This is a genomic window from Candidatus Minimicrobia vallesae (genome assembly GCF_018866205.1).
In the GTDB taxonomy this organism is placed as follows: domain Bacteria; phylum Patescibacteriota; class Saccharimonadia; order Saccharimonadales; family Saccharimonadaceae; genus Nanosynbacter; species Nanosynbacter vallesae.
Map to the genome: position 1 here is coordinate 225,958 of NZ_CP076459.1, position 22,969 is coordinate 248,926.

31 protein-coding genes are annotated in these 22,969 nt (G+C 44.3%); 13 read left to right on the forward strand and 18 right to left on the reverse strand.

Features of this window, described 5'->3' with window-relative positions; genetic code table 11:
- The first annotated feature begins 1 nt into the window (after position 1).
- From KOY49_RS04925 to KOY49_RS01615, 4 genes are read left to right on the forward strand one after another with little or no spacing between them, the layout of a single operon-like run.
- On the forward strand, positions 2 to 310 hold the full coding sequence (locus KOY49_RS04925) for a glycosyltransferase (RefSeq protein ID WP_269802174.1): 309 nt from the start codon (positions 2 to 4) through the stop codon (positions 308 to 310).
- Entirely contained in the window at positions 307 to 567 is a 261-nt protein-coding gene (locus tag KOY49_RS01605) for a hypothetical protein (RefSeq protein ID WP_232736435.1), read from the forward strand. Before KOY49_RS04925 ends, KOY49_RS01605 begins: the two co-directional genes overlap by 4 nt.
- Positions 537 to 896 carry a glycosyltransferase gene (locus KOY49_RS01610; RefSeq protein WP_232736436.1) on the forward strand — a complete coding sequence of 120 codons (360 nt, stop codon included), beginning with the start codon at positions 537 to 539 and terminating at the stop codon, positions 894 to 896. Before KOY49_RS01605 ends, KOY49_RS01610 begins: the two co-directional genes overlap by 31 nt.
- Positions 893 to 1,807 carry a cell division protein FtsQ/DivIB gene (locus KOY49_RS01615; RefSeq protein ID WP_232736437.1) on the forward strand — a complete coding sequence of 305 codons (915 nt, stop codon included), beginning with the start codon at positions 893 to 895 and terminating at the stop codon, positions 1,805 to 1,807. Before KOY49_RS01610 ends, KOY49_RS01615 begins: the two co-directional genes overlap by 4 nt.
- Positions 1,808 to 2,580: 773 nt before the next feature.
- Here KOY49_RS01615 and KOY49_RS01620 read toward each other — a convergent pair.
- Positions 2,581 to 3,075 carry a DUF2726 domain-containing protein gene (locus tag KOY49_RS01620; RefSeq protein ID WP_052198795.1) on the reverse strand — a complete coding sequence of 165 codons (495 nt, stop codon included), beginning with the start codon at positions 3,073 to 3,075 and terminating at the stop codon, positions 2,581 to 2,583.
- A gap of 50 nt (positions 3,076 to 3,125) precedes the next feature.
- Here KOY49_RS01620 and speD point away from each other — a divergent pair, with 50 nt between their 5' ends.
- The 4 genes from speD to KOY49_RS01640 all read left to right on the forward strand — a co-directional run bounded on the left by speD (position 3,126) and on the right by KOY49_RS01640 (position 5,724).
- Complete coding sequence (gene speD, locus KOY49_RS01625; RefSeq protein ID WP_232736438.1) at positions 3,126 to 3,473, forward strand: adenosylmethionine decarboxylase; 348 nt, start codon at positions 3,126 to 3,128, stop codon at positions 3,471 to 3,473.
- Between the two features lies 1 nt (position 3,474).
- Complete coding sequence (locus tag KOY49_RS01630; RefSeq protein ID WP_232736439.1) at positions 3,475 to 3,789, forward strand: hypothetical protein; 315 nt, start codon at positions 3,475 to 3,477, stop codon at positions 3,787 to 3,789.
- Positions 3,782 to 4,009, forward strand: a complete 228-nt coding sequence (locus tag KOY49_RS01635) for a hypothetical protein (protein WP_232736440.1) — start codon at positions 3,782 to 3,784, stop codon at positions 4,007 to 4,009. Before KOY49_RS01630 ends, KOY49_RS01635 begins: the two co-directional genes overlap by 8 nt.
- Before the next feature lie 179 nt (positions 4,010 to 4,188).
- Positions 4,189 to 5,724: a polyamine aminopropyltransferase gene (locus KOY49_RS01640; protein WP_232736441.1), complete on the forward strand. Its 1,536-nt coding sequence runs from the start codon at positions 4,189 to 4,191 to the stop codon at positions 5,722 to 5,724.
- 59 nt (positions 5,725 to 5,783) lie between these two features.
- Here the strand turns inward: KOY49_RS01640 and KOY49_RS01645 are convergent, their stop codons facing one another.
- The 11 genes from KOY49_RS01645 to KOY49_RS01680 all read right to left on the reverse strand — a co-directional run bounded on the left by KOY49_RS01645 (position 5,784) and on the right by KOY49_RS01680 (position 16,249).
- Positions 5,784 to 8,369 carry a type IV secretory system conjugative DNA transfer family protein gene (locus KOY49_RS01645; protein WP_232736442.1) on the reverse strand — a complete coding sequence of 862 codons (2,586 nt, stop codon included), beginning with the start codon at positions 8,367 to 8,369 and terminating at the stop codon, positions 5,784 to 5,786.
- Between the two features lie 44 nt (positions 8,370 to 8,413).
- Positions 8,414 to 9,466, reverse strand: a complete 1,053-nt coding sequence (locus KOY49_RS01650) for a sigma factor-like helix-turn-helix DNA-binding protein (RefSeq protein WP_129632578.1) — start codon at positions 9,464 to 9,466, stop codon at positions 8,414 to 8,416.
- A 217-nt stretch (positions 9,467 to 9,683) separates the two neighbouring features.
- The gene (locus KOY49_RS05210) at positions 9,684 to 10,745 is read right to left on the reverse strand and encodes a topoisomerase C-terminal repeat-containing protein (RefSeq protein WP_376787538.1); all 1,062 of its coding nucleotides are present in this window, start codon (positions 10,743 to 10,745) and stop codon (positions 9,684 to 9,686) included.
- Positions 10,646 to 11,986: a type I DNA topoisomerase gene (gene topA, locus KOY49_RS05215; RefSeq protein ID WP_376787531.1), complete on the reverse strand. Its 1,341-nt coding sequence runs from the start codon at positions 11,984 to 11,986 to the stop codon at positions 10,646 to 10,648. Before topA ends, KOY49_RS05210 begins: the two co-directional genes overlap by 100 nt.
- 51 nt (positions 11,987 to 12,037) lie before the next feature.
- On the reverse strand, positions 12,038 to 12,586 hold the full coding sequence (locus tag KOY49_RS01660) for a CDP-alcohol phosphatidyltransferase family protein (protein WP_232736443.1): 549 nt from the start codon (positions 12,584 to 12,586) through the stop codon (positions 12,038 to 12,040).
- 3 nt (positions 12,587 to 12,589) lie between these two features.
- Complete coding sequence (locus KOY49_RS04930; protein ID WP_269802175.1) at positions 12,590 to 12,721, reverse strand: hypothetical protein; 132 nt, start codon at positions 12,719 to 12,721, stop codon at positions 12,590 to 12,592.
- A 38-nt stretch (positions 12,722 to 12,759) separates the two neighbouring features.
- On the reverse strand, positions 12,760 to 13,629 hold the full coding sequence (dprA, locus tag KOY49_RS01665; protein WP_232736444.1) for a DNA-processing protein DprA: 870 nt from the start codon (positions 13,627 to 13,629) through the stop codon (positions 12,760 to 12,762).
- 468 nt (positions 13,630 to 14,097) lie between these two features.
- The gene (locus KOY49_RS05390) at positions 14,098 to 14,430 is read right to left on the reverse strand and encodes a transcriptional repressor (RefSeq protein WP_376787532.1); all 333 of its coding nucleotides are present in this window, start codon (positions 14,428 to 14,430) and stop codon (positions 14,098 to 14,100) included.
- A 47-nt stretch (positions 14,431 to 14,477) separates the two neighbouring features.
- Positions 14,478 to 15,215 carry a TIGR03943 family putative permease subunit gene (locus KOY49_RS01670; RefSeq protein ID WP_232736445.1) on the reverse strand — a complete coding sequence of 246 codons (738 nt, stop codon included), beginning with the start codon at positions 15,213 to 15,215 and terminating at the stop codon, positions 14,478 to 14,480.
- Positions 15,205 to 15,951 carry a permease gene (locus KOY49_RS01675; RefSeq protein WP_232736446.1) on the reverse strand — a complete coding sequence of 249 codons (747 nt, stop codon included), beginning with the start codon at positions 15,949 to 15,951 and terminating at the stop codon, positions 15,205 to 15,207. The genes KOY49_RS01670 and KOY49_RS01675 overlap by 11 nt, the downstream gene beginning before the upstream one ends.
- A complete protein-coding gene (locus KOY49_RS01680) occupies positions 15,854 to 16,249 on the reverse strand; it encodes a hypothetical protein (protein WP_232736583.1) in 396 nt (131 codons plus the stop codon). Before KOY49_RS01680 ends, KOY49_RS01675 begins: the two co-directional genes overlap by 98 nt.
- Positions 16,250 to 16,290: 41 nt before the next feature.
- Between KOY49_RS01680 and KOY49_RS01685 the strand changes: the two genes are divergently transcribed.
- Positions 16,291 to 17,412, forward strand: a complete 1,122-nt coding sequence (locus KOY49_RS01685) for a DUF475 domain-containing protein (RefSeq protein WP_232736447.1) — start codon at positions 16,291 to 16,293, stop codon at positions 17,410 to 17,412.
- Between the two features lie 9 nt (positions 17,413 to 17,421).
- On the opposite strand, the gene pth is transcribed toward KOY49_RS01685, so the two are convergent.
- A complete protein-coding gene (pth, locus tag KOY49_RS01690) occupies positions 17,422 to 17,982 on the reverse strand; it encodes an aminoacyl-tRNA hydrolase (protein ID WP_232736448.1) in 561 nt (186 codons plus the stop codon).
- A gap of 43 nt (positions 17,983 to 18,025) precedes the next feature.
- On the opposite strand from pth, the gene KOY49_RS01695 reads away from it, so the two are divergent.
- Genes KOY49_RS01695 through KOY49_RS01705 form a run of 3 tightly spaced genes read left to right on the forward strand, consistent with a single transcriptional unit; the run spans position 18,026 to position 18,996 of the window.
- The gene (locus KOY49_RS01695; RefSeq protein ID WP_232736449.1) at positions 18,026 to 18,640 is read left to right on the forward strand and encodes a GTP-binding protein; all 615 of its coding nucleotides are present in this window, start codon (positions 18,026 to 18,028) and stop codon (positions 18,638 to 18,640) included.
- Between the two features lie 10 nt (positions 18,641 to 18,650).
- Positions 18,651 to 18,800 (forward strand): hypothetical protein, encoded by a 150-nt coding sequence (locus KOY49_RS01700; protein ID WP_232736450.1) that lies wholly within the window; start codon positions 18,651 to 18,653, stop codon positions 18,798 to 18,800.
- Between the two features lie 19 nt (positions 18,801 to 18,819).
- Complete coding sequence (locus KOY49_RS01705; protein WP_232736451.1) at positions 18,820 to 18,996, forward strand: hypothetical protein; 177 nt, start codon at positions 18,820 to 18,822, stop codon at positions 18,994 to 18,996.
- Between the two features lie 267 nt (positions 18,997 to 19,263).
- Here KOY49_RS01705 and KOY49_RS01710 read toward each other — a convergent pair whose 3' ends face one another.
- From KOY49_RS01710 to KOY49_RS01730, 5 genes are all read right to left on the reverse strand, one after another.
- A complete protein-coding gene (locus KOY49_RS01710; RefSeq protein ID WP_232736452.1) occupies positions 19,264 to 19,488 on the reverse strand; it encodes a hypothetical protein in 225 nt (74 codons plus the stop codon).
- A 337-nt stretch (positions 19,489 to 19,825) separates the two neighbouring features.
- A complete protein-coding gene (gene der / locus KOY49_RS01715; protein WP_232736453.1) occupies positions 19,826 to 21,262 on the reverse strand; it encodes a ribosome biogenesis GTPase Der in 1,437 nt (478 codons plus the stop codon).
- 2 nt (positions 21,263 to 21,264) lie between these two features.
- Entirely contained in the window at positions 21,265 to 22,008 is a 744-nt protein-coding gene (locus tag KOY49_RS01720; protein WP_232736454.1) for a hypothetical protein, read from the reverse strand.
- A 39-nt stretch (positions 22,009 to 22,047) separates the two neighbouring features.
- Complete coding sequence (locus tag KOY49_RS01725) at positions 22,048 to 22,638, reverse strand: pseudouridine synthase (RefSeq protein ID WP_232736455.1); 591 nt, start codon at positions 22,636 to 22,638, stop codon at positions 22,048 to 22,050.
- Complete coding sequence (locus KOY49_RS01730; RefSeq protein ID WP_232736456.1) at positions 22,592 to 22,756, reverse strand: S4 domain-containing protein; 165 nt, start codon at positions 22,754 to 22,756, stop codon at positions 22,592 to 22,594. The genes KOY49_RS01725 and KOY49_RS01730 overlap by 47 nt, the downstream gene beginning before the upstream one ends.
- Here KOY49_RS01730 and KOY49_RS01735 point away from each other — a divergent pair.
- Entirely contained in the window at positions 22,740 to 22,901 is a 162-nt protein-coding gene (locus KOY49_RS01735; RefSeq protein WP_232736457.1) for a hypothetical protein, read from the forward strand. The genes KOY49_RS01730 and KOY49_RS01735 overlap by 17 nt on opposite strands.
- Positions 22,902 to 22,969: the final 68 nt, after the last annotated feature.

A 22,969-nucleotide genomic window follows, 5' to 3' on the forward strand; every position in this document is an offset into this window, starting at 1 on the left:
AGTGGTCGGATTTTTCCAGAGCTTATTTAACCTAATAAACTGGCGGCCAGATGTTATTTTCATAAAAGGCGGATACGTCTGTTTGCCAGTAGGCTATGCCGCGAGGCTATTAAGAATCCCGTTAGTCCTGCACGATTCTGACGCGCATCCAGGGTTAACGAATCGCTTGCTGAGTCCATTCGCAAAAGCTATCGGCACGGGCGCGCCCCTCGAATATTACAATTATCCACCAGAAAAAGCGTCATATGTTGGCATACCAGTAGCGCCAGAATTCCATCAATATTCTGAGGCTGAGAGGAAAAAAAATTGAAAGAAAAATTAGGCTTTAACATCAACAAACCGCTAAAGTCGTTATTACTGGCGGCAGACTCGGAGCTAGGCCGAATTAACTCCGCAATTGTAGCAATCAGGGAAAATCTACTTAGCCGGGAGGCTTCGGTATTTTTAATATCGGGAAACCAGCAATACGAAGAAATTCTCAAACAAACCGACGAACGGCAGAAGGATGGCGACTGCAAGCCTTTATCCACAACGGAATGGCGGAAGTTTTGGCAGCAGCAGATATAGCCGTAACCAGGGCAGGGGCGACTACCCTTCTGGAATTGGCCGCGCTACATAAACCGACAATGATCATCCCTAACGGCCATCTGACAGGCGGGCATCAACTAAAAAACGCCAAAGTGTACCAGGACGCATTGGCGGCGTTGATAGTTTCAGAAGACGAACTAGATAAGGACAATCAAATCTTGGCACGAAAAATAATTGGCGTATTAAAATCTCAGAAAATTCTTAAAGGTCTGGGCGATAACTTTGGTAAATTTGCCAAGCCAAACGCGGCTAAAGATATGGCGAAGATTATTCTTACTACGGTGCGAAGGCAGGGTAGGCGAAAGTGAAATTCCCCTTCTCTAAGAAAAAATCGGACGAGAATCTAAGTCGTCGAGAAATCGCGGCGCGTCGTCGAACTGAGAATTACGATGATTTGCCCGCCCAATCGTATCGTCGGAACAGGACGCTTAATAGCCGCCAAACATCCTCTCCTTTGGAGACTTCTGAGAGACTCGAGACGCACGAATTGGTGAAAAAACGTCGCCGTGTAATGCGAAAAATGTTTGCGACTGCGGTAAGTCTGCTTGTTGTGATATTCCTTTTGTTTCAATTGACAATCAATATTTCAATCCAAACTCCCGACGCAAAAAGTTCCAGCAACGCTAATAAATACGTGAGCGTTCTTAATGAATATTACAGCGCTCATCCAGCGGAGAGGTTTCGGTTTTTCCTCAATAATAATGACCTAAAGCAATTCTTTTTACAGAAAGCTCCTGAGGTAAAAAACATTCGCGTGGAGGGAGATTTTCTAGCGCGATCAGCCGTTAAGTTGACGTTTAGGCAGCCGGTGGCTCAGTGGTCTTCCGGGGATAAGATTTATTTTGTTGATGATAGCGGTGTTACTTTTGAGCAGAATTATTTTGCCGCGCCTACGGTTGCTGTTCGTGATGAGAGTGGCCTGCCGACTAGAGGTGGTCAAGAAGTTATCAATCGTCAATTCTTGAGCTTCCTTGGTCAAGCCGTGTCTGAATTTTCGCAACATAAAATGAATGTTTCAGAGGTTATTCTGCCAGCTAATACTGTACGCCAAGTCTGGTTTAAGGTCGAGGGCAGGGAAACTCAGATCCGTATGACGGTAGATAGGTCTGCTCAAGCTCAGGTTAAACAGGCGATAGCTACTTTGAGTTATTTGGATAATAACGGCGCAAAGCCAGGGTATATAGACGTCAGGGTAGATCAGAGGTCGTTCTATAAGTAGGGCGGTCAACTTCTCTTCTGGATAGAGTAAGTTCTCTTTTTGTTCTATTTCTGTATGGCGTAGAAAATATATATAACAATATAAAAATATGCAAAAGTCAAATAATCGCAAAATGATAAGCTAGGGGAGTAGGGCAATAAAAATATAAAAATGTCAAATAATATAAAATGCGTATGTGGAAAACTTATAAGCAAACCGTATGTGATATTTATTGGATGATACAGTGATGTAAAAATATCAATGTGGCATTTGCGGCGGGTGCTTTTAGGTAAATGAATATTTTAAGTTCGTGTTTGTTGGTGAGTTTTATTTAGCTTGTTGTGTAGCATGGTCTATGCTGAATGGATAGTGAAGTCCCCTGACTATTTTGGGCAAATAATTGTAATATTTATAGAGTGTGGCTACATCAATGGACACATGTGTATACCCAAGTTAGTCGTGTATTTATTATTACGTAAAATGTGCATTGTGCGACATTAGGACTATATCTAAAACATGATTACTCTATCGTCTTTTTTGGTGCAAATTTATTCTATTTTATAAATCTGCAACTACTCTTCTTGTCTTGTGTCCTGTCTACTGATGGACCCTGCTTGGGCTATCTGATGTGTTCTTTTATGGCGGATTTATGGATCGTTTGCGTGATTGATTATTATAGCCGTATGTAGGTTTTATATTGCGATATTTGTTATGGCGCGTGTTTAGGATTTACTTTGACGCTTCCTTGAAAATCGTAAATAATTAGTTCGTATTTTGTTCTGTTATTTATCAGCTTATTTTTGAAAAGCTTGTGCAATTCTCTGCTTGATTAGATCACTGTTCCATTCGTTAGTTCTGAAGCGCAATAGGGGGATGCCTGCGTCACTGATGATTGAATTAACGAAATTATCACGTTCTTTACGCCTTGGCTGGTTGTGCGTGCTGTCGTCAAGCTCTACTGCTATAAGAGGAGACATATCATTGGTGCAGATTAAGAAGTCTATTGATTTTCTATCTATCTTGTTAAGCGCCCCATTCCAACTCTGCCCTTTTATTCTGTGCTCCAAGAACATACTTAAGTGGGCTTGGGGTATAATTACACATCCACTTACGGCTTCTTGCAGGGTTTTGTAGAATGACAGTTCATTTTCTGTAATTACACAGGATTTTTTAGTATATCTGTATTCCCTCTTTGTGTATTTTTTAATTGAACCTCTATCATTTATTTTTCCCAACCCTATAATAAAAATTACGATAACTACAGCTATTATAAACATAAGTGTTTCCATGAACTCATTGTAGCATATTACTGTGGTTAAATAGTGCTATAATTACTAATATGAACACATCTGGGATACAATCTATCGCCGTTAAGGTGAGCGGATCTAACTCTGCCCTGCTTGATGATGCAGATGGGTTGCAAAAACTAATGCGCGACATTGCCGAGGCGGCTGGCTTACATCATCTGGAATCAGTAACGCATCAATTTTCCCCGCAAGGAATCAGCGCCGCCCTGCTTTTGTCGGAGTCGCACATCGCGATTCATACGTGGCCGGAAAGCGGCGTGGCGTATATAGCGATGACAACTTGTAAAATGCTGGATGATGATAAATTGCAACAAATAAAAGAGTTGGCTGCACAGCTGCTGGGCGCAAAAAACATAATTATGAAAGAAATGACATTGTAATATGAAACGAACCAAGGCGCGACTTAAAATCAACCAAATATTGACCGGAAAGAAAACTAATTTACGAGTTGTTGGCTGTTTGCTTTTTCGCGAATGGGATAAGAAAGACAAGCGATTTTACTACTGGGAAGAATGGGAGATTACAGGGCTGGCCGATTATGACAGCTGGGTGGAATATGATCACAGCGATCAAACAACCGTCTCTCCGTACGAGCCGATTCGCTTTACTCAGGCAATTGACCCAACGCAATTGAAAAAAGGTCAATCATTCACCGTTTCTAGAACAGGACGGCAAGGATCACGTTGTAGTGGTTGACGAGGTTGGAATTGGCGAAATTATGAATATCAAGGGCAAAAACACGTACCAAGTTTTCCCGAAAGAACTGATGGCGTACGCCACTTTGAGGGACACTAGCGCGCCGAAAAACCGTCAGTTGATCACGATTGAGAAGTATAATAACCGCGAATACGACGCTTATCGTAAGATTCAGCTTGAGCGACAAAGAACAGAAGAAAATGTTCGGCAGAACCATTAAGCCAATTGACTGGACGACGATTATAGTCATTGCCATAATAATCACCACTATTATGTTTGCGTGCATCCATCTTTGACAACAATTCCGACAGTAATAATAGTAATGCGCGAAGGTCACAGCGGATCGCGCAGCGTTTACGGCGGCAGTAGCGGCGGGCTTGGCAAATAAAAGGAGTTATAATGTCACGATCAAGTACGAAAAAACGGGAGCAAGTTGCTTTATTTGCAGCGGCAATTTTAGTAGCAATTGGCGGAATTATTTACGAGCTGATTTTAGGCGCAGCTGCGTCATATCTGGTGGGCGATTCGATTTTGAGCTTCAGCTTGGCGACGGGCGTGACGCTGTTTGGCATGGGAATCGGCTCACTGCTGGTCAATTACATCAAGCTCCATCCAGCGACCAGCTTCGCAACAAACGAAATTATTCTGGGGCTAATTGGCGGAAATTCGGTGATGCTGATGTATTTGGGATTCGTTTTTACGCGTTCGCATTGGCTAATTTTTGCCGTCATAAGTTTGGCAATTGGTATTTGTATCGGGCTAGAAATTCCGCTTTTAATGAAGATGTTTCAGGAATTCGGGCGCAAATCTTCGGTGAAATTATTTAGTAAGATTTTAGCGCTCGATTATTTTGGGGCGTTAATTGCGTCGCTATTATTCCCGCTCGTTATGCTTCCGTATCTTGGTTTAATGCGCAGCGCGTATCTGGTGGCGGCACTGAACATTGGCGTTGCGGTTCTGATTCTTAAGCAAATGAAAGCGTCGAAAATTATGATGACAATTAGCGTTATTGCAACAATGTTGCTTTTGGGATTCTTCATTTATGCGACGGAAATTGAGCACGGAATCGACAAGCGAACGTATAAAGATCCGGTGATGTGGCAGCAGCAGACGCCGTATCAGAAAATTGTCCTGACGAGATATAAAAATGACACTAGGTTGTTTTTGAATCGCAATTTACAGTTTTCCAGTCTTGACGAAGCGCGTTATCACGAAACACTGTCCACTTCCGCTCTGTCTTCAGTCGCCAACCCGAAGCGCGTGCTGATTATGGGCGGCGGCGATGGCTTGCTGGCTCGGGACGTTTTGAAATATCCCAGCGTTGAGCATATTACGTTGGTTGATATCGATGAGGTGATGACTAATCTGGCGAAAACTAATCATCTTCTCACCGATATAAATCAGCGTTCTCTGCACGATCCGCGCGTTTCCATTGTCAATCAAGACGCTTTCCAATTCGCCTTCTCTACCAAGGATAAATATGATGTCGTGCTGATTGATTTGGTGGATCCGTCGAATGAAAAATTAGCCAAGTTGTATTCCGAACAATTATATCGTCAAATTGGTAATATTTTAACGGAGCGTGGGGTTATGGTGACGCAAGCGACGTCTTCATTTTTCTCTCCGCATGCTTTTTATATGGTGGCAAACACCGTCAAATCATCTCATCCAGAGCGATATGTGACGGCGTTTTCGGTCAATGTGCCGTCATTTGGCGAGTGGGGTTTTGTGATGTCTGCGCCGCAAGCTGAGGTCGTGGCTAGCCAGCCATTGCCGAAAAACCTACGATATCAAAACCAGAAATTGCTCACCTTCCTGACTAAACAAAACGCCATATCGGTGCCATCTGGACCGACTTCTACGTTGGTTTCTCCGCGAATCACCGACGTTTACAATTCCGATATGCGTCAGTGGCGATATACGAATAGTTTTTAGGCGGCGGTAGTGCTCTTTTTTCGTCGGCGACGTCGTCTTTTTGGCGTGGTGAGTAGCGGTTAACTGGGCGTAACTGCAGTTTCTGTGAGGCTTAGGGTATTATCATTGCCGCGAATTTGCAAAACAACTTCGCCATCGTTTGCTGCGGGTTGCTGCTTTGTCCGGTTGACTATTGACCGCTGGAGCGTTGTTTGCAGGCTGCGTGAGTTGTTGGGCTGCTTTTTCTGATTGCGAACAGGCTTTATTGTGGCGTCAATTTCCTTCTCGACATCTTCCCTGTTTCGCGAATACATGCGACGCGAATGTTCAATAATGTGCGGCGTGTTGTCGGCTTGGCTTGGTGGAAGTTCCAATGTGCGGGCAGAAAACGCCGGAGTTTTTTCGCCGCCGATAACCATATTGACAACAAAATTACGATTGTGCATTTGAAGTAGATCGATTGCCTCGAAGTTTGGCTCGAATTGCTTGGCAAGAATCGGTGCATCGTCAGCAGAAACTCGGAAAGAAATCATGGTGCCGACGTTGCCGAAAACCGCATCGCGAACCGTGTCGCTCATCTGGGAAATGTACTGGTTGGCAACGGTCAAATTAAGGCCATATTTTCGAGCCTCGGATAGAATAGTTGCAAACGAATCGGTGGCGAAGTTCTGGAACTCGTCGACGTAAAGATAGAATGGGCGGCGGTCGCGGACGTCAGGAATGTCGCTTCGAGACATGGCGGCAAGCTGAATTTTCGTGACCAAAAACGAACCGAGGATGGCGGCATTATCTTCACCGATAAGACCCTTGGACAGATTGACAATTAGAATCTTTCCTTCGTCCATAATCTGGCGAATATTGAACGTGGATTTCGGCTGCCCGATGATATTGCGGATGATTGGATTGGCGGTGAAAGCCCCGACTTTATTTAAGACTGGCGCAATTGCCTCGGCGACAAACTTGTCATTCCAGCTGGCAAATTCAACATTCCAGAATTGCAAAACCACGGTGTCTTGGCAATAAGTCAGCGTTTCTTTTCGGAATTCCTTATCTGTTAGCATGCGAGTAATGTCAAGCATCGTCGCCTCTGGTCGATCCAGCAAAGCCAAAATAGTGTACCGCAAAATATATTCAAGTCGCGGTCCCCACGAATCGCCGAAAATACGCTTCAAAACGCCGATGATCTCTGACGAAATGTTGGTTTTTTGATTAGGGTTCGTGACTTCCAGCGGGTTGAATCCCAGAGGATACGCGGTGTCGGCTGGGTTGAAATAGATCACGTCGTTCAATCGGCTGCCAGGGATAAATTTCATGTTGTTGATTGCGAAGTCGCCGTGCGGGTCGATGATGGCATATCCTTGATTATGGAAAATGTCGCTTAAGGCGAAGAGCTCTAATAGTCCACTTTTTCCGGCGCCCGTTTGCCCGATTATGTAAACGTGGCGTGAGCGGTCATAGCGCAACATGCCGAATTGGTGGCTGATGCCGCGGAAGTTGGTGACGCCAAAGGCAGAAATTTGGTCATCGTTGACGTCTTCGCCGGTTAAGACTGGCAATTTGGATGGCGGTTCTGCGGTTTTGGAGCTTGCCCAAACTATATTTGGCGTTTCAACGTTGGTGTGTGGCAAGTGAAAAACTGACGCCAATTCTTCTATGTTTAAGATAAAACCGTCGCCGATGAACGAACGCTTGCGATATTTATCAATAAATTCTTTACCAAACGCACCCTTGACGGCGCGAAATCCGTTGAGATTTGTTGAGTTGAACTGCTTAAACGTACCGACGAGCGCCTGCATGCGAAGCTTAGCGTTTGTCTGACTTTCGCCCATATAAACCAAGCGAATTTTTACTTCATAGCCGAGCTTGGTCGCCTTTTTTTCTGCTTCAGAAATGCGAGTTTTATCGCGGTCTGACAGCTCAACGGCGGCTGATTGACCGACTCCCTGCTCTGGCGGTTGCCACAACGCGCCAAGTACGCCGATTAGCCACTGCATACTGCCGCCGAATCCTGGCAAGGAGAACATCCGTCCGTTTCTTATGCTATTGATATATCGATCTGCGGCGTTTTGCCAGTCATCGGGGATTGGTCTGACTAGCACCTGAATCCACAATTCTTCACCGGTGGTTTCCAATTTTGCCAGCGTACCTGTAATGCCCGCCAGCGGGTCAACTTCGAAGTTTTGGAAGGTGCGAATCGGGAGAAATTCATCTGTGGTTAATGTCAATTCTGTCGAGTAAGCAACTTCGTGGTCGCGCTCGTGCTCGGTGTAATCTTCGTCGGCTTGGTGAATTTGAACGGTTGGGTATTGAGAATAAATCTGTCCTTCGACAAAACTCTGCAGGGTTTTTGGCACCCAAACGTAAAAGCGAATTTGCCCATTGACTGAGGCGATTTCAAAGCTGATGTGCTCTTGGTGTCCGCCAGATAATCGCAATTCTTTATTGTCGCGAAGAATTCCGTGCAGTGAAGCGAATAACTGCTCGGCGGCAAGTTCTTGCTTGTCGTTGGTGCGTGGGATTTCCAGAACTAAAAGTACGCTCTCAACTGGGGTGAAATCTTCGATCTTTCGATAATTCCGCCACGTCAAAAACATCAGGACTGCCACGATTGGCATCCAAACATACCATTGTAATAACGTACCGATGATCCAAGAAATAATCTGCATTATGTGTAAATTATCTCACCTCTGAAAGAAGTTTGCAACTTAGCTTAAGCGGCTTCTTCAAAAACGTATGTGGCTTTAGCGACGCGTTTGAATTGCGGCTTTGATTGAAGGTTTAATAGAATAGTGGTTTCCTTGACTTGTCGTTTGTCGAGGACTTGACGAACGATTTCATCGCGGTGAAGCGGAGTCTCGGAATTCTTCAAAATATCGGTAATGATATCCGCTACAGTTCCGCGGCTGTAGCCCCAGCTGGCAAGCGCGTAAATACCGCGACCGATTAGAACAAAGCGCTTGTCTTTAATAAGTTCATTGTGAATTGCCTGCGTCGTGACGCTTCGGCGGTTAAATTCGCTATCCCGAATTCCTTTGGCGATGTCGGAAAAATGCATCGGTGAGCCGTTGGTGTCCAGAACAACGTAGATTTTATCGCGGATGTTCTTTGGGTTAACGGCTGGCCATTTGGCTAGTCCCCACTGATCGTTTAAGCTAGCCAATTTTTTACTAACGGTAGCCAAGGCTGCAATGTTTGAAGGATGTTCATAGTCCAATTTTTTGTGCAATTCTTCCGCGGTAACGGGTTCGCCGTGCTTTTTGATTGTTTTGACAACTTCTTCGACTCGTGCTCTAATTTGCTTTTCATTGCCGAGAGTGTCAATTGCTGCCGCTTGGTAATAATCGTCATTCTCTGTAACAATCGTGATGTTTTCTGCTAGCTCAGAAATGAACGCCACACGAGCGCGGTCAATTGCAGTAGCTTCTTTACCGAGGAAATGTGACGCCAAATCCTGCATGCGCGCAACTCGTCCCATCTCAGACAAACTCGAAGTAATTTCTTTTTCCATAGCAATAACCGAAGGAAGTTCTCCCTCGGCGACAGCTGCACGTAGACGCGTTAAAATTGCTTTTTCTAGCTGACGAACGCGCTCGCGAGTAATGCCGAACATATCGCCAATTAACTCTAACGTTTCTTTTCGGTCATACAAACCAAATCGTCGAGAAATAATTTCCTTCTCGCGCTCTTGCGGAATCTTAGAAATAATAGTATCGACGACAGAATTTAATTTGGCGCTTTGCTCGGTTTTTGCTGTCTCGCTCATGCTACTAGAAACATCCTCTCTGCCTCACCACAGGTTATATTGATTGAAAATATGTTTTTAATTATACAATTGCATTTGACAAAAGTCAATAGATAAATGCCATAATTGCTGATATAAATTATAGCATTTATTTTACGTTTTTTGCAATAGATTATATGAAGAGTTTTTATTATCCGGAATTATTGGATAGTATAAAAAATTTCTTGCTATGTTTTTTTTAGCTTTTAACAACGCGTTTGCGAGTTGGTTTCGCTGTTGTGGCGCTTAATAGCTCCAGAGCTTTTTCGTGAGTAATAGTTTTCGGATCCGTGTCTTTAGGGATTTTGACATTTTTGGTGCCGTTGGTGATGTACGGACCGAATCGCCCATTGAGAACCTTAACTCCATCTGGAAATTCGGCGATATTCTTAGCGGCTTCGGCTTCTAATTTGGCGGCGTAAAGTTCACGCGCCTTTTCTAAAGTAATGCTGTGAGGATCTTCTGGCTTAATGGAAACGAACAATTTGCCGACTTGAATATATGGACCGAATCGCCCAATATTCGCCTTAATATCTTGCCCGTCCTCTGTTTGTCCGACGACGCGTGGTAACTTGAACATTTCCAGTGCTTGCTCTAAGGTTACCGTTTCAATCTTCGCGCCCTTTGGCAGCGGCGCAAAACGAGGCTTATCGTCATCGTCAGTTGCGCCAAGCTGCAACATTGGACCAAATCGCCCAAATCGCGCGATAATCGGTTTATTCGTCTTCGGGTCAATTCCCACTTCGCGATTAGCGCCGACTTTACTTCGGTCAATCCCGCCAGATTGCTCAATTAATTTATGGAAAGGCGTGTAAAATCCGTGCAGCATTGCGCTTTTTTCCAGATTAGCACCAGCAATTTTGTCAAATTCCGTCTCAACATTGGCGGTAAAATCGTAATCGACAATTTGCGTAAAATGGTCCGTCAGGAAATCGGCAATCAGTTCGCCGCTTGGCGTTGGAATAAGCTTGCCGCGTGTCGAGCCAGTTTTTTCCTGGACAATACTTCGGCTAACTTCCTCGCCGTTATAGTTCAGGACAATTACATCTCGTGGCTGACCTTCGCTGTCACCCTTTTCAACGTAGCCGCGAGTCTGCACAGTGTCGATAATTGTGGCGTATGTGGATGGACGACCGATTCCAAGCTCCTCCAGCTTCTTAACTAGCGAGCCTTCAGTGTAGCGAGCTGGCGGTCGTGTAAATGTTTGACGAGCCGTAATATCGTGAGAATTGACTTCATCGCCAGACTGTAACTTCGGCAGAAGCTCATCTTTATTGCCACCGTAAACGCGCAAAAATCCGTCAAACGTAATGACTTCGCCCTTTGCCTCAAACTGGAGCGGGTTATTTGACCTTGGATATCGATTGTAATAGTTGTCTTTTCTAGCTTCGCTGGCGACATTTGCGACGCTAAAGTTCGGCGTCGAATTAGGTCGTATAATTTCTGGTCATAGCTATTATTAGACGCGGTTTCCAGAGTGATGTCCGTCGGGCGAATGGCTTCGTGAGCTTCTTGGGCGGACGCGGATTTGGTCTTAAACTTGCGAACCGTTGAGTAATCTGGACCGTAAAGACGCTTGATAAAATCGGTAGCCGCCGCGATGGCTTGACCGCTCAAATTCACCGAGTCGGTACGCATATAGGTGATTTTTCCGTCTTGGTATAATTTTTGCGCCGAAGCCATGGTTGCTTTGGAGCTGAAGCCAAGCTTAGAGTTGGCTTCCTGCTGCAAGGTTGACGTGGTAAATGGCGCCGCTGGATTGCGCGTCCCAGGAGTTTTTGAGATATCGCTAACAATAAATTCGGCGGGTTTCAGACTATTTAAGAACTCGTTCGCCGCTTCTTCTGTATCGAATTTTTGATTAAGCTCGGCCTTGAATTCTTGATTGTCGTGAATAAAAATGGCAGTAACTTTGAACTGAGAATTGCCCTCAAACTTCATAATTTCTCGTTCGCGCTCGACTAGTAATCGCACTGCCGGACTCTGAACGCGACCAGCCGACTTTCCGCCAGGAACTTTCTGCCAGACGACTGGGCTGAGCTCAAAACCAACCAGTCGGTCAAGAATTTGCCTGGCTTGTTGCGCCTGAACCAAATTCATATCCACGGTTCGCGGATTCTTAATTGCATTGGTTATGGCGTCTTTGGTGATCTCATGAAAAACAATTCGCTTAGTCGTTTCAATAGGAAGATCCAGTACCTTGCACAAATGCCAAGCAATAGCCTCTCCTTCGCGGTCTTCATCGGTTGCGAGCCAAACATTTTCCTTGCCAACTGCCTTGACATTTTTCTTTAGCTCGGTGATAACTTTCTTTTTTTCAGGATCAACTTCATAAATTGCGAAAAAATCGTTAGCCACGTCAATCGGCGGCGTTCCATCCTTCGTCTTTTTAACAATCGAGCGAATATGCCCCACGCTGGACAAGACGTGAAAATCCTTGCCGAGATATTTCTCGATGGTTTTAGCTTTGGCTGGTGACTCGACGATAACGAGATTTTTCATAACTTTATATTATAACAAATCACTATGTGGCTACAACCGCAAAGTGAATTATTACGAGCGACCACTGAGGCGACGGAGCATTGCCATTGACCCGAGGCTGCGATTAACATCTGCTATTTGGCGTGGTTTTTCTTTTTCCGCGTTCCCGTTGATTGCTCGCTTTATGTAGGTGCATGTTGCGTGCGCAGCGAACGGAAGTGAAGCGGCGAATGCTCCAGCTCCTAGTTTGCGTAGAATCTTGGCGAGTTTTGGATTTTTGTCTTGCTCGGCAATGTGGGCGGCAATATAAGATATCAAAGTAACTGTTTCTCCTGCCATGGCTAGTTTTCCTGATTTAGTCGGTCGAGTTTCAGCTTTCTCGTCACTACGTAAATTAGCAATTCCCGTAGCTATGGCGTTTATCAAGTTTAGTGTCGCAACAGTGCCAAGAACATGCTTTGGAGCAAACTTTTTTTTGTTCATTTCATAGAGGATTTTTGCCATAACTATTTTGTCTGTTGTGGCATCTAAGGCTGCTCCAAAGTTGCTAGTCTGTCCTGTCATGCGAGCTACTTTGCCGTCCAAAACGTCAAGTAATCGCCCGAACGCGCATTCCGCCAAACCTTAAGCAGTATCGATTTTCTCAGATCCGTGCAATGCCAAAATCGCGCCAGTTACGCTTATAAAATTAGGGATGGTAAAAACGTCTTTGGCGATTTTATAGGCGACAGGAGATGCTTCTCGGGCTTTTTTCATAATCCGCATAATAACATCAATTTGTCAAAATAGCAATATTATCGTAATGTCCAGTTGTTCGCCCCGAGCGGCTTAATAACACCGTTGATTTCCAGCATAGTTAACGCCGTGGCGAAATCTGACGCGGATAATCCTGATTTTTGTTGGATTTCGTCGCCGTCACGCAGCCCTTCTGAGATGAGTTTTATGATAATAGCTTCTTCAATTGTTGCGCTGGCTGCTAATTCTTGACCGTTGTCTTTTTGCAATTTTTCTGGCGCGATGATTGATAAAACATCGTCGGCGTCCGTCACCAAATACGCCCCTTGTTTTAATAAAGTATTACAACCCGCCGACAGTGGGCTGGTTATGTTGCCGGGAACTACAAACAAATCTCTTCCCTGGTTCAGTGCGTGCGAGGCTGTGTTTAATGTGCCGCTTCGCTCGGCGGCTTCGGTGATAATAATTCCGTCAGCTAGCCCGCTAACCAGCCGATTGCGCTCCAAAAAACTCCAACGATTGACTATTTTATTATCGCCCTTCATCCATTCTGAAACGACCGCGCCGCCCTGCTCTATGATGCTCATGGCTAGTTGATAATTGGTCCGCGGTGAAATATCAGGAAGCTCGTTTGGGACGACCGCCACGACCGTTCCGCCAGCTTCAATCGCAGCTTTTTGGGCAATGCAGTCCACGCCTAGCGCCAGCCCACTCACGATTACACATCCGGCTTTTGCCAGATCTGTTGCTAATCGCTCGGTCACTTCTTTTCCGTAGGCAGACGGCTTACGGGACCCGACGATTGATACGACTGGCGCATTTGTTTCTGGCAATTTTCCCATATAACATAAGCTTTTTGGTGGATTGGCAATATGTGCTAATCTCTGGGAGAAAATATGCTCATCTGGTGTAATTCTATTGATTTCCATAAAAAATGTGGTAAAAAGTATTGACACTTTGTCAAATGTTTGCTATAATCAAGGACGATTGGTTAAGTAATCATTAACCAAACGCACCTTATACCCCCTATTCTAACTATATGTTAGGTTGCGCGCAATGGCATTAAGTAGCCTGCACCCTCCACTTTTTGCGGTTCAACGTTACGCGCATACTAACCCCTTTAACTGCCCTTTTTCAAAGGCGACATCCGTTAAGGCGCAGAGCACTAATTGGTATTGATAATCAATCAGGCGCGGACTTCTGGAGTTTTAGTCGCGACGCTTCACTAATACGGTAGCTCGGGTGGGTTGAAGGGTAAAAAAGCGTCAGGTGATGCCCACCCTTACCTGGCGCTTTTTTTTGTTGGGAAAAATTATTTATTTCCTATAATATGTCGGCACTTTTCGCAAATACCTTCCAGCTCAAAGTGGTGTTTTGTGACTATGAAATTATGTTTTTTACCGATGAGATCTATGAGTTTTTCGAGTTCTTGGCGATTGTATAGGTTCGGCATTTTGACAATTGATGCAGTATAGATGGTGATGATGCGGTATAAAAGGTTCCGCTAACTCGTAATAATTCTTCCAGCCAATAGTTATGGTGTTTATAATGTTCAGATTATCGAACATTAGCAGCGTGCGGTAAATGCTGGCACGGTTAATGTTTTTGCAGTTTTTCGCAATATCGCCAACCGTAAGAGGCACATCTGAATTCTCGCAGGATATCAAATAACTTGCTGGCGAGGTTTTGTCAGGCGAAGATTGTAGCCGTTCAAATATTTCATTTAGCATAGTGCTATCAATAGTTTATAACTTATTGCAACAAGTGTGCAATAGGCTTACAGTCCGAGTAATTCATAAGGATATTTGGGTTGACTGATTTTTGTGATATGCACGTCAGTTATGACGTATTCAGCTTGACTATTAACGATTTTTTGCGACAATACATACCCTTGACGATTAGCCATGTTCCATCTGGGTAGTCTGTCGAAAAAGCTTTTCTCGACCAGGATTTTCATAGGCACGCTGTCAACAGTGCAGCAACTTATAACGTATCTGGCAATATTGAAGTAATTATAGCCGTAGTTTTTTAACAGATCATTTGAAACGAAGCCAGTAACGGTGATATCTTTGCCGTTAAAATAAGCGGCTTCTTTGCAGGAATTTATAGCGGTTTTCCAGCGGTTTATTGAGATTGTAGAAGAGCCTTCTTTTGGTTGAGGTGTTTCGCAACGACTTTCGGGCTCAATAATCGCAGGACTTTCTTTTTGTGCGAGGCTGCTTGGAGAGAGTGGCTTTGGCGGTAATATATATCCGACTGATAATATAATTATTGCAAAATAAGATATGGGGGTAATTTTCAAGCAAACTAAAGATAGATCTGTTGCGGGACTTATATTTTTTAATTGCAACATTATATCAATAAGCAAAAGTATAACGCCGATTACGCTAATTACGACCGCGAATGTGTGATAGCGTGGATGAACGTAAAAGCCGAGTTGGTCACGCCAAGCTAATAGCAAAATATATACACAAACGACAATTCCGCCAATTGATTTTGCAAGGTTAGCGTACATATAAATTAACCCCCAGCCCGACAATTAGAGATAAGATGAACACAGTTAAGGTAATTGTTGCAATAAATTTCCAGCGAAAAGTTGTTTTTAATAGCGTAATCATTTTTATGTCTATCATCGGTCCGAATAGCAAGAAAGATAAAATTGAGCCTGTCGTGAAATTTCGCACGTAAGCCAGTGCGAAGAACGCGTCGATACTGGAGCATATCGAAATGACGAAACTTAGCGTGATCATGGATATGACTGATAAGAAAATGTCGCCGCCGACGGCATTTATAATGAATCGCGGAACGAAGATTTGTGTGGCGGCTGCGATGCTAGCACCTAAGGCCAACATAGTAAATAATTGCCAGAATTCATTACGTGATGAGCTGAATATGTTTGACAATTTTGAACCGTGATTATGAGAGTGGCAAAGTTTTTCAAACTCTGGATTAATGACGGAGTCTTCCTTAAAAAAGCTGACGATAAAAGCGGTTATTTGTACGATAATTAACGCAAAAATAATTCGCCACCAAACCATTCGGGTGTCAAAACTGAAGGCGGTCATGGTTGAAATTATGGTTATCGGGTTTAAGATTGGCGCGGCGAAAAGAAAGCTAATAACGTCGGCAGGTTTTAATCCGTTCGCTATTAAGCTACGTGCAATTGGTACGTTGCCACATTCGCACACGGGTAAAATTAGCCCGATCATAGAGAGCGCAATTCGTCGAAGAAAGGCGTTTTTTGGCAACATTTTGAAAGACTCCCTTTGATGATAAAAAGTACCTGATAAGCGCGGATATGATAATTCCTAAAATTAAGAATGGGACCGCCTCGACAATTACGCTTAGCGTCAGCGTGATGAAATCTTGTAATGACGGAAGTAATTTATTGCACCATTCTGCAAATTCTCCGTTTAATAACATGACGCCGAATCGCGAGCTGAATTGATAAATAGAAATTATAAGGACACCAAAAACCACCCAACCGATCAATTCGCTGTTGGCTGATAAAAACTTTTTTATGCGACCATCTGGCGATTTTTGTGCCATATATAAAATTATACTCCATGCTTATGCTATACTAAATCAATATGAAGCATCTTTTACATTCACATCATCCGTTTCGGATTTTCTGGTTTTCAGTCCTATTGACCTTAGGTCTGGGCAGTTTGATTTTTAGTCATATGGGCGTTAGTGGTCTTTGGCTATTTACTATTTTGGTGGTTTTGGAAGTTACGTTTAGCTTCGACAACGCGGTGATAAATAGCAAGGTTTTGGCGGGAATGAGTCAAGTCTGGCAGAAAGTCTTCCTGACAGCTGGCATATTTGTGGCGGTGTTTGTCGTTCGATTTATATTGCCAATTGCTATCGTGATGATTGCGAGCGGCCACGGATTTATGGATGTTGTCAATCTGGCGCTACATAAACCTGTCGAGTACGGCAAGATCCTGCACGAGGCGTCGCCGATGATTGACGCGTTTGGTGGTGCGTTTTTGATTATGATTGGGCTTAGCTATTTCATCGATTACAACAAGCGTGTTCACTGGATGCGACATGTTGAGCCGATTTTGGCGAAGGCTGGGCGATTTGAGAATTTTAAGGTGTGCATAATGCTTAGCGTGGCGGCTGTTTTGTATTTTACGGTCGAGGCGCCGCATAAATCTTTGGTGCTGATTTCAGCGGTTCTTGGAATTGTGTTGCATATCGGATTGGAACTATTTGGGTCATTTTTCCATGAAGATGACGCAAAATCCGTTAAGATTAAAACTGGCTGGGCGGCGTTTGCTAGCTTGTTATATTTGGAAGTTCTGGATGCCAGCTTTAGCTTTGACGGTGTGATTGGTGCGTTCGCCATTACCAACAGCGTGCTACTAATCGTGGCTGGACTGGGCGCTGGAGCAATTTGGGTTCGATCGCTAACCGTATATTTGTTGCGAACAGGCGCGCTTAGCAAATATAAATATCTGGAAAATGGCGCTCACTGGGCAATTATGGCGCTCGGCGTGATGATGATTGCCAAATTATTCCACTTGGAACTACCGGAATGGGCGACGGGCGGCTTGGGCTTATTGTTCGTGAGTTTGGCGGTCGGCAGCAGCATATTGGAAGCCCGATCGATCAATCTGCAAGAAGCTGCGGCCACAAAATTACATCAAGCCGAAGAGCAATTGAAGAACGGCGCTTCAAAAATTGTGCCGCGAAAACGACGCTAGAATCTGTATTTAATATTTTATACTGAACGGCTCGATAGTTCCGTTAATAAACTTCTCGATCAAATTAATTGATTCGGGCAATATCCAGCTTTGGAGAATCTTTTGCTCGTCTGAGTTGAACTTGCCTAGGACAAAATCTACGTCACCGACTTGGCGTCTGAGCAAATTATCTGTACCAATACGAATATGCCAAAAATCTGATCCGACGTGAGCGTGAAGAGATTTTAATCCGTTGCTACCCGCGTCTCGTCCGCCTTTGCGGGTTCGAATTTTACCAAAATCCAGCGCCGTGTCGTCGTGAATAATTAGTAAATCGTCCAATGTCAATTTGTAAAAATCTAAGATTGCTCGAGCGGAAATTCCAACCTCGTTGTAAAAAGTAGTTGGCTTAACTAGCAGAATTTTTTCTCCAGAAATATTGAGTTCGGCGATATCCGCGGAAAATTTTGGCTTATTGCAAAAAACTGCATTATTCTCTGACGCAAATTTATCAATAACCAAAAACCCAGCATTATGCCGCGTGTTTGTGTATTTTTCGCCTGGATTTCCCAACGCTAAGATGACTTTCATAGACTTAGTATATCACCTTGTGAAAATGACGTATAATAAGCATATGGCAAAACGCGACGATGATTTGGAATTTAGCATTAATGCGCCGTTTGATGATGGGCGAGCGATTATCGATAAAGTTCCGTTGTATTTGGTGAATGGCTCGTTGGGTGCTGGGAAAACTAGTGTCCTTGAGTTCTTATTGCAACAAAGTGACTATAAGGGTTCTCGGGTGATTGAGAATGAATATGCTAATGAAAACGTTGACGGTTATCGATTGGAAAAGTTGGCGGATATCGTGACGACTTTGGCTGGCGATTGTGTCTGTTGTTCGTCAAAGCATGCATTGACGCGAATGTTACTTGACTTTTGTCGCAATTCCCCCGCCCCAGTGTTTATTGAGGCGACTGGTGTGGCGCGAACGATGAATTTGGTCGAGAAATTGATTAATGCACAAATATTCAATAAGTACGAGTTGGCGCAGAGTTTTTATGTTATTGATGCACATGAGATTTTACGTGGAATTGAGCCGGCGCATGAAATTGAGTTGCAAGCGGCGGATATGATTTTAGTAACCAAAGAAGATTTGCTAAGTGACGACGAGCGACTACAATATGAAATCCAAGCTGAGCTCCCTGCCTTACGGAAAAATACTGAGCGCGCCACGAGGCAGATTTGATATCAATAAAATGACGACGCCGTCGGGGCTACTAACGTTTTTCGATAAGCACGACGGCGAGCTGGTCAGGCCGGATAATCCGACGTATGCCGTGCTGGATGTTTCTGGTATGAAAATTGCTGCGGCGACTCTGGAAAAAATACCGCCGGAACTTTTTTGACGCTTATAAACTCAGGCGAATGAAGGGCTGTTTTATTGATGATAATGGCGCGCGGCATCATTTGGAGGCAACGGAAAATCAGATTCAAATAGCTAATTCTGCGGCGGAAGAGCCAGCAAAAATTGTGCTAATTGGTGAACGTGCGGACGAAATTACGCGTGAAGTTTTGTCGGCGCAATTGATGATGTTTGAATAAAAGTTCGCTTTCGTCGTTTTCGACTCATCAGCATAGATACACATCTATGGAGCGAACATGACAAGCAGAGACTTTGACAGAGAGTCGCAGGAGACTACAGCAGCTTGGCAATATCGATCGCCAATACAACAGCAATGAGACTGAGAGCTATGGCATTATACAATGCATGCACAGTCGCAGCTGCCGCCGTAGCTATAATCTGGATACGGTATTTGCGGTAGTACCATAAGTATACTAGCAAAAAACCGAAGCCAGTCACGGATAGAGCTATCTAAGGAGCTCCTTGCGGCACTCAGAATTGTTTGCGACTGCTGAGGTGATTAGAAGGTCATGGTCATAGATACAGATCTCGTCTGGAAGCTTACCTTTCATAAGGTATTCATTGATTGCGGCTTTCCTGACTTCCTCGCAGAACTCAGAGATCCCCTCCTCGAAGAAGCGGGAGACCTCATTTTTTCTGAGTTCCTCCATCCTCTTCTCTGTTTCCGTCATGATAATTAGCCCTACTGCAAGAATACTGAACTTTCGGCTAATGAAGTATCAGACATTCGCAATACCCACTCACCAGTCCAAACCAGACAAACGTTGGCCTAAAAAGCACTGAGGCAACACCCGCATGGCGAAAGAGCCAAGCCATAACCCCGGTTTCGGGGCGATACACTACCGTAAAATATGTGCGCAAAATATACACCTCAGGCTCAAAAACTCGATCAACTTGTCAAAGTACGCTTTCGGACAAGGAATAAATCTCAACTCGTCAACAAAAGCCAATGTTATTTATATCACGTAATAGTATAAAATGTCAAGAGAAATTGGCAAAAAAATAGGATTAAGCGAGTTTTTCGGCGTTCTTGGCCTGCTTGTAGGCTTTGGTGACTGGCGCCAGACCGCGCGCAACGCGTTCACGATTGGCTTTCAATTGCTTTTCGTCACGGAAAGACATTTTAATCGGCGTTCCCGCAAAATTGAAAGCCTCACGTAAAGTTCGCTCCAGATAACGCTTGTAGCTCCAGTGGACAAATTTCAGATTGCTACCGTAAATAACAAACCACGGCGGAGCAACGTCCGTCTGGACAATGTAGCGCAGCTTCGGGTGCGAGTTTTTCAGACCAGCTGGCGGATGTGCGGCGATAGCTTTCTGCAAAATGTCGTTTAAGGCACGAGTTTTACATTCTTGGCGACGACGCTTATAAATATCAAGCGCTAGGTCAAACAACTTAGCGACATTCTGCCCAGTGACAGAAGAAGTGAATATTAACGGCGCGTACGGCGTGAACTTGAAATTATAGCTGATTTGTGGCGCGATTTCATCATGAGTGTAAGCGTCTTTACCTTCGACGGAGTCCCATTTGCTGACGACCAGAACAAGCCCCTTGCCCGCCTCGTCAATAATTCCAGCTAGGCGCTGATCCAATTGAACGTTAAGCTCATTGACGTCCATAAGAAGCAGACAAACGTCGGCTTCGTTGATGGCTTGCATGGTGCGAAGAACTGAGAACTTTTCAATTCCAGTTTCCTGCTTTCCTTGGCGGCGAACTCCAGCGGTGTCGAGCAATTCAATTGTCTGACCGTGATAACGAACTTGAACGCGGTTTACGTCGCGAGTTGTGCCGGCGACGTTGGCGACGATGGCTTGCTGCTTGCCCGCTAAAGTATTGAATAGATTACTCTTTCCGACATTCGGGCGGCCGATTAGTGCGACGCGGATGATGTCATCAGGTGCGGTTTCGGTGGCTGGCGGAATAAGTTCGGCAATGCTATCAAGAAGCTCCGAAATGCCAATGCTGTGCTCGGCGGAAGTTTTTATGATGTTTTTAATGCCGAGTCGCTTGAATTCGTCGATAGAAAGAGAGCCTTTTAAGTCTGCTTTATTGGCGATTAAAATGACTGGCTTGCCGCTTTTTAGGGCTTTTTTGGCTAATTGTCGATCAGCGTCGGAAGGATATACGGTGGAGTCAACGGTTACGAGGATTACGTCAGCAGCGGCAGAGGCGTCAGCGATTTGGTCCTGAATGGTCGCCTCAAATTCGTCCTCGGCAGTCTTAAGTCCAGCTGTGTCGATGAGCCAAAATTGCGAAGAAAAGTCATCTGACGGCGCAGAATCTACGTTGCGTCGTTTGTATGAAACTTTACCAACAACATTGTCGCGAGTTGTTCCAGCTTCCCTGGCGACTATGGCCGTGCGAGAGCGCGTCAAGCGATTAAATAGTGAGCTTTTGCCGACGTTGGCTTGCCCGATGATGGCGACTGTTGGTAATTTAGACATGATTATATATTATAGCAGTTTTCGGGCATTTTGGCTATTACACTGTTTATGTAAGCCTCGCACGGACGAATTATTTTTAGGAAATCCGTAAAATAATTCGGGTTATTTTCTATTGTGAACTTCTTAGGTTCGGCTACGACGAGTGTACATTCTCTGCTGTCGCTATTATATTCTCTGGCGTAATTATGGATGTAGGCTCTTGGAGATTCTTCATTGATTGGGTCTGAGTAAAGTGTTATGTAGCAATTTTCTTCGGGGTTATTTATGCAGTAGTAAATGTTATTGTCGTCATCTTTGAACGCTACGGATATAGGATATTCAAATTTCGTAGTGTGTTTCTCGACCTCTTTAATAAGTTCAATGTAAGCGTAGATTTGGTTTTCTAGGAGTTTTGGTAAAATATTGGGCCCATCATTCTCATAGAACATTTTTTCTATGGTATCCGATCTTTCTTTCTTAAGGTTACTTATGACTGCTCTTAGTTTTTCTGAGGGCAAAGGTTCTAGATTAAGTTTTTCTGCAATATTTTCTAAACCTACTATTACCCTACCATAATCAGAGACCTGTTCATTTATTATTTCAGGAAGAGATTTATTTTTGCTTCCTGAACACAATTCTAAAATACTCTCGCGCCTTTCTTTTATGGAGTCAATTTCTGGCGTTAATGTTTGTAGGTCCAACCAAGCTTCTGCGGCCTGTCCGTGGCTTATGTCTGTCTCTTTCCGCGGTGATTCTGGTGATTTCATGATAAGTTATTCTTTTTATAAATTTAAATACAGAGTAAATTATAAATTCGTGAATTTCTCTTCTCGCCATTCGCCTCTCTTGAGGTCGCCGAGCGAATAATTGCCAAAGTTTGTTCTGTGGAGTTTTTTAACAGTGTAGCCTAACGCATCGAAAGTTCGCCGAATTTGACGATTCCTTCCCTCACTCATTTCCACTATCCAACGATAATCATCACCTTCGTGTTGTCTTTCTAGCGTCAATTGACTGCGTCCGTCAGGAAGCTGCACGCCAAAATCATTGATCATTTGTCGGTGAAGCGGCTGTAGTGGTTTGTCAATTGTAACGAGATATCGCTTAATCTTATAAAACGACGGATGTGTCATGCTGTGAGCAAAATCGCCGTCGTTCGTCATGAGAATCAGCCCGGAGCTGTCTTTATCCAGGCGACCAACGGGTTTTAAGTGGTGAAGATTTTTTGGTAGCAATTTGTAGATTATCGGAACGCCGCCCTGAGAAGCACGCGAACAAAGATATCCAGTTGGCTTGTGCAGAATAATGAGCTGTTTGGACTGCAATTCTAGCAATTTGCCGTCATAGGAAATTTTATTTGCCGCCAGAAATTTGTTGACCCAATCTGGCGGGATGACCATCAACAATAATCTTCCCCTTCTCTATCAATTCGTCGGCCTTCCGCCGAGAAACACCCAAGCAAAGCGCCACAAATTTATTGAGGCGCCAAGATTCTTGCTTTGTGTCTGGGTTTATCATTGTTACGGAGTTATCGGCGGAAATTGCGTCGGCCGAGGAGTATCAGATAGTTGATCTGAAAGAGGCTGATGACGGAACGGATGCTTTGCTCCTTGAGGCTGTGGCGAGAAACATGGAGGTATTACCTGTTCAACTTGAGCAATAGGATATGGTGAGCCGTGGCTGAGGCGGAATCGAAATGGGTGGCGGCAATGGAGTCTGCACTGCGCTGAG